General features: G+C 48.5%; 7 protein-coding genes. 5 read left to right on the top strand and 2 right to left on the bottom strand.

All coding sequences use genetic code 11. The features are described from left to right. Positions 1-66 precede the first annotated feature (66 nt). Together istB and istA are read right to left on the bottom strand one after the other, a co-directional pair. Positions 67-822 carry an IS21-like element helper ATPase IstB gene (gene istB, locus ACRJJO_RS21640; RefSeq protein ID WP_431067631.1) on the bottom strand — a complete coding sequence of 252 codons (756 nt, stop codon included), beginning with the start codon at positions 820-822 and terminating at the stop codon, positions 67-69. Between the two features lie 52 nt (positions 823-874). After that, positions 875-2,419 (bottom strand): IS21 family transposase, encoded by a 1,545-nt coding sequence (istA, locus tag ACRJJO_RS21635; protein ID WP_431067630.1) that lies wholly within the window; start codon positions 2,417-2,419, stop codon positions 875-877. 397 nt (positions 2,420-2,816) lie between these two features. Between istA and ACRJJO_RS21630 the strand changes: the two genes are divergently transcribed. The 5 genes from ACRJJO_RS21630 to ACRJJO_RS21610 all read left to right on the top strand — a co-directional run. Beyond that, positions 2,817-3,083, top strand: a complete 267-nt coding sequence (locus tag ACRJJO_RS21630) for a TIGR03758 family integrating conjugative element protein (protein WP_431067629.1) — start codon at positions 2,817-2,819, stop codon at positions 3,081-3,083. A 135-nt stretch (positions 3,084-3,218) separates the two neighbouring features. Next, positions 3,219-3,647, top strand: coding sequence for an antitoxin Xre/MbcA/ParS toxin-binding domain-containing protein (locus ACRJJO_RS21625; protein ID WP_431067628.1), 429 nt, complete (start codon positions 3,219-3,221; stop codon positions 3,645-3,647). Beyond that, on the top strand, positions 3,647-4,099 hold the full coding sequence (locus ACRJJO_RS21620; RefSeq protein WP_431067610.1) for an RES family NAD+ phosphorylase: 453 nt from the start codon (positions 3,647-3,649) through the stop codon (positions 4,097-4,099). Before ACRJJO_RS21625 ends, ACRJJO_RS21620 begins: the two co-directional genes overlap by 1 nt. Before the next feature lie 480 nt (positions 4,100-4,579). Further along, positions 4,580-6,118, top strand: coding sequence for a vanadium-dependent haloperoxidase (locus ACRJJO_RS21615; protein ID WP_431067627.1), 1,539 nt, complete (start codon positions 4,580-4,582; stop codon positions 6,116-6,118). Between the two features lie 437 nt (positions 6,119-6,555). After that, a partial coding sequence (locus ACRJJO_RS21610) for a DUF2859 domain-containing protein (RefSeq protein WP_431067626.1) occupies positions 6,556-6,895 on the top strand: 340 nt, incomplete at its 3' end.

Below are 6,895 nucleotides of genomic sequence, written 5' to 3'. Positions count from 1 at the left end.
TGCATTTTTTACCTCTATAAAATTTTAGAGGCGACAACTAGCCTGACACAGGGGGGAAGGGAATATTTATCCTAAGTGTTCAGCTTGAGTCAATGAATTCAATTTTTTTCGCATCGATTCGCCTTTCAAATTGAGCCGATGTGAGTTGTGCATCAAGCGGTCTAATATGGCGTCAGCCAGGGTATTGTCGCCGATCGATTGATACCATTGGTCGGTCGGCAATTGACTGAGGATGGCGGTGGCCGATTGGTCATGGCGGTCATCCATGATTTCCATCAGATCGTTGCGGGTAGCGGCTTTGAGCGGCTCCAATCCCCAGTCGTCGATGATCAATAAATCGAAGTTGGCCAGGGTTTTGAGCAGTTGGCTGTAACTGCCATCGGCCTTGGCTTGGGTCAGTGCCAGGACGAGACGGGAAAGGCGAAAATAGCGGACGCTATAGCCTTTCAAACAAGCCTGGTGGCCCAGTGCACACGCGAGGTAGGTCTTACCGCAGCCGCAGGGACCGGTGAGCAACAGATTCTGCGCTTTCCCGATCCAGTCACATTGCAGCAAGGCGGCCATTTGGCTTTGCTGCAAGCCTCTGGGATGGTGGTAATCGATCCCTTGGGCATGGGCCTTCAGTTTAAATTGGGCGGCGCGAATCAGGCGTTCCTGCTTGCGGTGTCGGCGTTCCTGGGCTTCCTGGTCAACTAACAGTTGCAGGCGTTCGGCAAACGACAGGCCTTCATAGGTACCGGGTTGTTCGTGTTGCGTTTGCAGCGCGCCGGCCATGCCGGTCAATTTCAGTTGCCGCAGTTGGCTAAGGGTGTGTTCTATCATCGTTGGGTTATCCTATTTGATTGATAATGGTTTTTTTGCTGTCAATCGGGTTTCAGTGAAAACTGTCTGGTCCGCGGATATTTTCATGATCCTGGGGCAATAAGGCGGTTTGTGCGGGCGATGTGTCCGCTAACTGATCCCGGTTGCTGAGTAGAATGGCTTTGATGTTTTTCAGTCGATACAGGCCTTCACGATTAGCGAGAGCGCAAGCCCGGTTTAAGCGTTCTGCTGGATAACTGCGTTGCAGATTCAATAAGCCCAGACAGACGCGGTACACTTGTTCCGGATGCTGTTTCCGGTTAAGTTGGGTCTTCACCCACAAGAGCACCTCGGGGCCCAATGACTGGGCCCAGTTCATCAGCCGCCCGGGCGTCCAGAGCTGATGCTTGGCGTGTTTCTCCGGCATGTGAGTCGATTCCGTCGTGGTGCCGGGATGGTACTGTCGGACATGGCTGGCGATGCATTGATTCTGAAAATAGACCTCGACGAGCCGTTCGCCGGCATGGATTTCGACGTGTTCTCCCACGCAATGATGCGGCACCGAATACAGATGCTGATCGTACTGGACGTGGTAATCGATATTGACTTTAGCCGTTTTGATGGCGACATATTGATAGGCGTGTTTTGGCAGTGGTGGCAAGGCTGGTCGATCCAGCCGTTCGAACCATTCCCGGCGGTTACCCGGCCACTGCTTGAACGGCTTTTCGTTCAGTTCGGTCAACAGGGCCCGAATACAGTGATTCAGTTCGGCCAGCGAGAAAAACGTCTGATGACGCAGCTTGGCTAGAATCCAACGTTCGACCAATTGCACGCCGACTTCGGCTTTCGCTTTGTCTTTGGGCTTGTAAGGTCGGGCCGGTAATACCACCACGTCATAATGGGCGGCCAGTTGCTGATAAGCCGGATTGAGCTCCGGTTCATAGCGGCAGGCCTTGTTGACCCCGCTTTTTAGATTATCCGGCACAAGCAGGCTTGGACAGCCGCCAAAAAACTCGAAGGCGCGGACATGACTGCCCAACCAATCCGGGAGGCTCTGGCTCCAGGTGGCTTCGGCATAGGTGTAATTGGAAGCACCCAGCACCGCGACAAAGATGCAGGCCTGGCGAACCTCGCCACTGGACGCGCAGACGATCGGCACGGTCGGCCCGGCATAATCGATAAACAGCTTCTCGCCGGCCCGATGACTTTGCCGCATGGAGCGCTTCTGCCGTTTTAACCAATCGGCGTACCGGGCGCAGAACTGCGAATAGCTGTAACAGCGGTTCGGATACTGTTGAGTATATTCCTCCCACAGCAATTGCTTGGTCACGCCTTTGCGCTTCAGCTCCTGGTGAATCTCTGGCCAAACCGGCTGCTGAAATTTTGCCGAAGGCCGCGCATCGGAACTCGGATACAACGTCAACGCCAAGGCCTGATCGTCCAAATCATCCGGCAAAGGCCAAGAAAGCCCCTGTTGCTCGGCTAGTTTGAGGATGTTTTGAATACTGCCGACACTGATCTTGGTGCCGGCGCTGATTTGCCGAATACTCAATTCGGCGCTGAAACGCAGTCGTAAAACTTCTCTGATTTTTCGCATTGTAATTCGTTTGGCTGCCATATCCTGATCCAAAAATCGGAACAGGATACTCAGGTTTAAAAAACAATGCGTTAGGAACGATTCTGGCAATCTGAACAGCGATTCTGGCATCTTGAACACCGATTCTGGAAATCGCCCCAAAATTGTTCAGCTTGAATCAGAATCAGTGTTCAACTTCGATCAGAATGACTGTTCAGGTTGAATCAGAATCGGTGTTCAGGTTGGGCCAGAATATGCACCTCAGTATCTGACCCCAATTATTTACATCCAACGGCGCACAAACCCCCAGTGATGGCAATAACACCCCCATCACACATTATCTATCGACGTTTAGTGGTTATAACATGGCGCCAATTACCGGCAATGTCACCGCCGGAGTCACTACCGGCCCCGTGAGTTCTGGTGGTGGTAATAACGGGTGCAACCGCCAGCCCTGGCTGTCCGGCAACCGTTGATCGATCCTTCGACTGCATTCACGAACCGCGCCGGCGGCGTTGACTATCAAGAACTGAAAACTGCGATACAGTCGATTATCGCAATCCTGCTTTTTTTATGGCTCGCATTTGTAAGCTGGAGTCAATTCAAAATGTGGGGCGCAAACAGTATCTCGATCATGGCAATGCAGTCCACTATCATTCGTGCCACAGCGTTAATGATGCTGTTATTGTTTATTTTTATGCTGTGAGACGTATTGAAATCAACAATCCTCAATCCATCTTTCAAAATGATTCGGCATAGCTTGTCGGTGTTATCCAAAAATTGACAAAAGGTATCATATGAGACACTATAAATTAATCAAATGATACTTTAAGGTTTCAAGATGGTTCTAGTAACCCCAGAAAAAATAGCTTCATTCATGTCGCTGATACCGGTACCCCATTCTTTTGCCGAGTTGGATGCCCTGGTATCACACGGCTTGCCCAAACAGGCCTTGAAAACCATTGTAGACACTATTGGCCTCAACACGGAAGAGCGCAAACAACTGCTGTATCGGATTGTCCCCGAGGCGACTTATAAGCGCCGCCGGGATAGATTAAGCGCCCAAGAATCCGAACGAACTGAACGCTTGGCCAGAATCTATGCGACTGCTCAGTACGTTTGGAACTCGGTAGACGATGCCAGGGAATTTCTGCATAAGCCTCATCCAATGCTGCAAAATCGAGCTCCCCTTGAGGTTTCGATGACCGAAATAGGAGCCCGTCGGGTCGAAGAATTGCTCTGGCGCTTGTATTACGGTATTGCGGCTTAGTGAAGATCTACCGGATTGCGGACGGGCGCCATCCTATTTGGGACGGGACAGGCGCGGCATTCATTGGCGGACGATGGAATAGCCCAGGCAAGCCGGTTATTTCTGGTTCGTTGTCATACTCTTGCGCCATGTTAGAAATTCTGGCACATGCCAACACCGGCCGTATTCCTGAAACCCAGCAGTATGTCATCGTAGACGTACCCGGCAGTGTTTCGGTAGAAATCGTTGAGGAGAACCAGCTCCCAGAGGGTTGGGATTCAGAAAACAACGCCCCGGCCAGGGCATTTGGCGACCAATGGCTAAACCAAGCACGGACTGCAATAGTAATTGTCCCATCAGTTATTGCCAGATTAGACCAAAACGTCCTCGTTAACCCGCTTCATCCTGATGCCAAAAAGGTCATAGTTTCAGAGCCTAAAAAAGTCATTTGGGATAAGCGATTATTTCAGTAAAGCTCTATCACAATAGAAACAATACGTTAATACATTTCCCCATAGCCGACATTGGCTCAAATCGACCAATTTGGAAAGATCGGCCATTTGCAGAAGATTGCCTTTCGATCATCAATGACAGCATTTGAATGGATATTTGCCGACCATTTCAGCTTATACCTAGGTGCTTAATTGAAAAACATAACTCGACTTCGTTAAGCGCATCCTGTTTGATTAAAACTTGCTTGATATATTTTAGAATCTGGATCGCTAGTCCATACATAGTTTTAAGGATTCAATTACGTTATAAATTGCAAGTCATTTGACTTAGAACCATAAGTCATATCACCTGTTTTTTATATTTATTTTATTTGCATTTAAAATTAATTACTTATAAATCAAAGTGTTAACAACTGGCATGCCTTTTGCATTTCATATCTAAGAACGCTATAGCATTAGCTTTCTTAGATTTTATGAAAGATAACGACAACAAGGTATTTTATGAAAAAGACACTTTTATTCGGTGCAATCTCGGCAATTCTTACGAATACGGCAGTGGCGGGTGAACTGGATCCCTTATCAGCCGCAGAAAGACACCAAAAAGCGTATGAATATCGGGAACAACAGGCAAATAATAATTATCTCAACCCGCCTGCCTTGCATCCCAATAATGGCGATGAAACCAACGTGCCAGATTATGCGGGACAATTTCACAAAACCCTACCGCATGACGCTAACGGTATCGTCGATAGTGCTGCCTACGAACAATTGTTGGAGGCCATCCAAACGGGTAGCTTTGCTGCTTTTGAACAAGTACCCGCAGGTGGCCCGGCAAAATTGGCCAATCCTATGGCTGCCCAAGTCTATGATTTGGAAGGTAGAGATTCCCACGATTACGGCATGAAACCGGCACCCGCGCTTGGCAGCGCCGAGGCTGCGGCTGAAATGGTTGAGGTATATGCGCAAGCCCTGTTGCGTGATGTGCCGTTCAGCGAATACACCTCCAATAAAAACATCATGAAAGCAGCTAACGAGCTGGCGAATTTGATCGACTTTACCGGCCCAACCAGTGCTGAAATGTTGTTTAGAGGTATATTTGAAGGCGATCAGACAGGGCCGTACATTTCGCAATTTTTATATCAAGACATCCCCACCGGTCCCAAATTAGTCGATCAAAGATATACGCGCTACAAAGCGGGTGACAATTTCATGACCACTCCGAGTGAATGGCTGGCAATTCAAAATGGCGAAATGCCAAGCGAATCAGTAACCATTATGCCAGACCGTTATATGCGAACCGGCCGTGATTTATCGAGATATGTGCATCAGGATTTCACTTATCAAGCATACCATAATGCCGCATTGATTTTACTAAGCTGGGGACCAAGCGTTTGGGATGATGGTAATCCCTATAAAACAGCAACCCGGCAAGGAGGCTTTATCGATTTGGGGGCGGGTGAAATTCTCGATATGGTAGCCAGGGCCGGTAATGCTGCCTTGAGGGCAGCATGGTTTCAAAAATGGAATGTGCATCGCCGCATTCGTCCCGAAGCATATGGCGGATTAGCCCAAAACAACCCTGGTTTGTTACATACTCAATTCAATTCGTCCATTGTTTTGAATTACGTGCAGGAGAAATATGGTAACAAGTTGTTACCCATGGGTTATCCGGAAGGCGGGCCTACACATCCGGCTTATCCCGCTGGTCATGCTTCTATTTCAGGCGCTTGCGTGACAGTGCTTAAAGCCTTCTTTAAAGAAAATGCCATTATCCCTTCACCGGTACAGCCTACTAGCAACGGCAATGATTTAGAGTCAATCGCCGATGTATTAACGATCGGTGGTGAACTCAATAAATTAGCGTCCAACATAAGCTTGGGACGTGATTGGGCCGGCGTACATTATCGCAGCGATGGCACTGAAGGTATGCTGCTAGGCGAGGAAGTGGGTATTGCCATTTTGAAAGATTGGCGCGATGCTCATCCCGAGGCGCCTGCACTGACACTGAAAAAATTTGATGGGCAAGAAATACAGATATAATGGGTAGCAAGGGTGGGCATACATTAAACGTATGCCCATTTATTCAATTATCTTGAATAATCAAAAACCTTATCTTTCAGTAATGAATTGCTACTGCTAAGCGAGTAATACACAAAAATAACTGACTGGATTTGATCAATAAAGCGACATTTAAAAATGTGGTGTCTATGACGGGGTTTGGGTCGTAACCAGATGTTCAGCCGATTTAAAATGAATTATTTCTTTGCTTCCGCTTTAGAATAATTATCTCATCCCCAAGGATATCTTAATCCATGGCTTGATTCAGACGGTGTCATTAGTTTTGATTTTAAAAAAATAGTACACAGCACAGAGTCCATCAAGGCAACAAAAACCCTTCTAAATCGGATTAAGGGTTTTATATTGTCGATTTCATCCCGGTTATCAACAATGACGACTCCCTCAATCAGGAGTCCGTTATGCGTTGCATCACTGCCTGTTTCGTCCTCATCGCGCTATTCGGCACGGCTGCAAACAGTGAGCCGGTAGTCCTATTCGACGCCGGCAACACGCGGCCAATGCCGGACCGTGTGCAAATAACACTCCCGAACTATCAACAATCCCTATCTTTACCGGATTTCCCCCAAAACTTCGATCCGCTGCCGGTCCGCAGTCACGCGCTGACGCCGGGGCCGGTCCAAGCGCGTGTCATCGATCGGCCCGGACTCGATCGCCCGGTGTTCATCATTGGATATGACGAGTTCTCGCTCGATTGGCTTCGGCATAACCTGGAACAGCTAAAACGGCATCGTGCGACCG

It is taken from the genome of Methylotuvimicrobium sp. (genome assembly GCF_050611805.1).
Taxonomy (GTDB): domain Bacteria; phylum Pseudomonadota; class Gammaproteobacteria; order Methylococcales; family Methylomonadaceae; genus Methylotuvimicrobium.
Note: the sequence above shows the minus strand (reverse complement) of the source record. Positions and strands in the feature narration are given on the sequence as shown.

Bases quoted from the DNA above. Each gene is read 5' to 3' on its own strand.
- istB (WP_431067631.1), bottom strand. From the start codon at position 822: ATGATAGAACACACCCTTAGCCAACTGCGGCAACTGAAATTGACCGGC.
- istA (WP_431067630.1), bottom strand. From the start codon at position 2,419: ATGGCAGCCAAACGAATTACAATGCGAAAAATCAGAGAAGTTTTACGA.
- ACRJJO_RS21625 (WP_431067628.1), top strand. From the start codon at position 3,219: ATGGTTCTAGTAACCCCAGAAAAAATAGCTTCATTCATGTCGCTGATA.
- ACRJJO_RS21615 (WP_431067627.1), top strand. From the start codon at position 4,580: ATGAAAAAGACACTTTTATTCGGTGCAATCTCGGCAATTCTTACGAAT.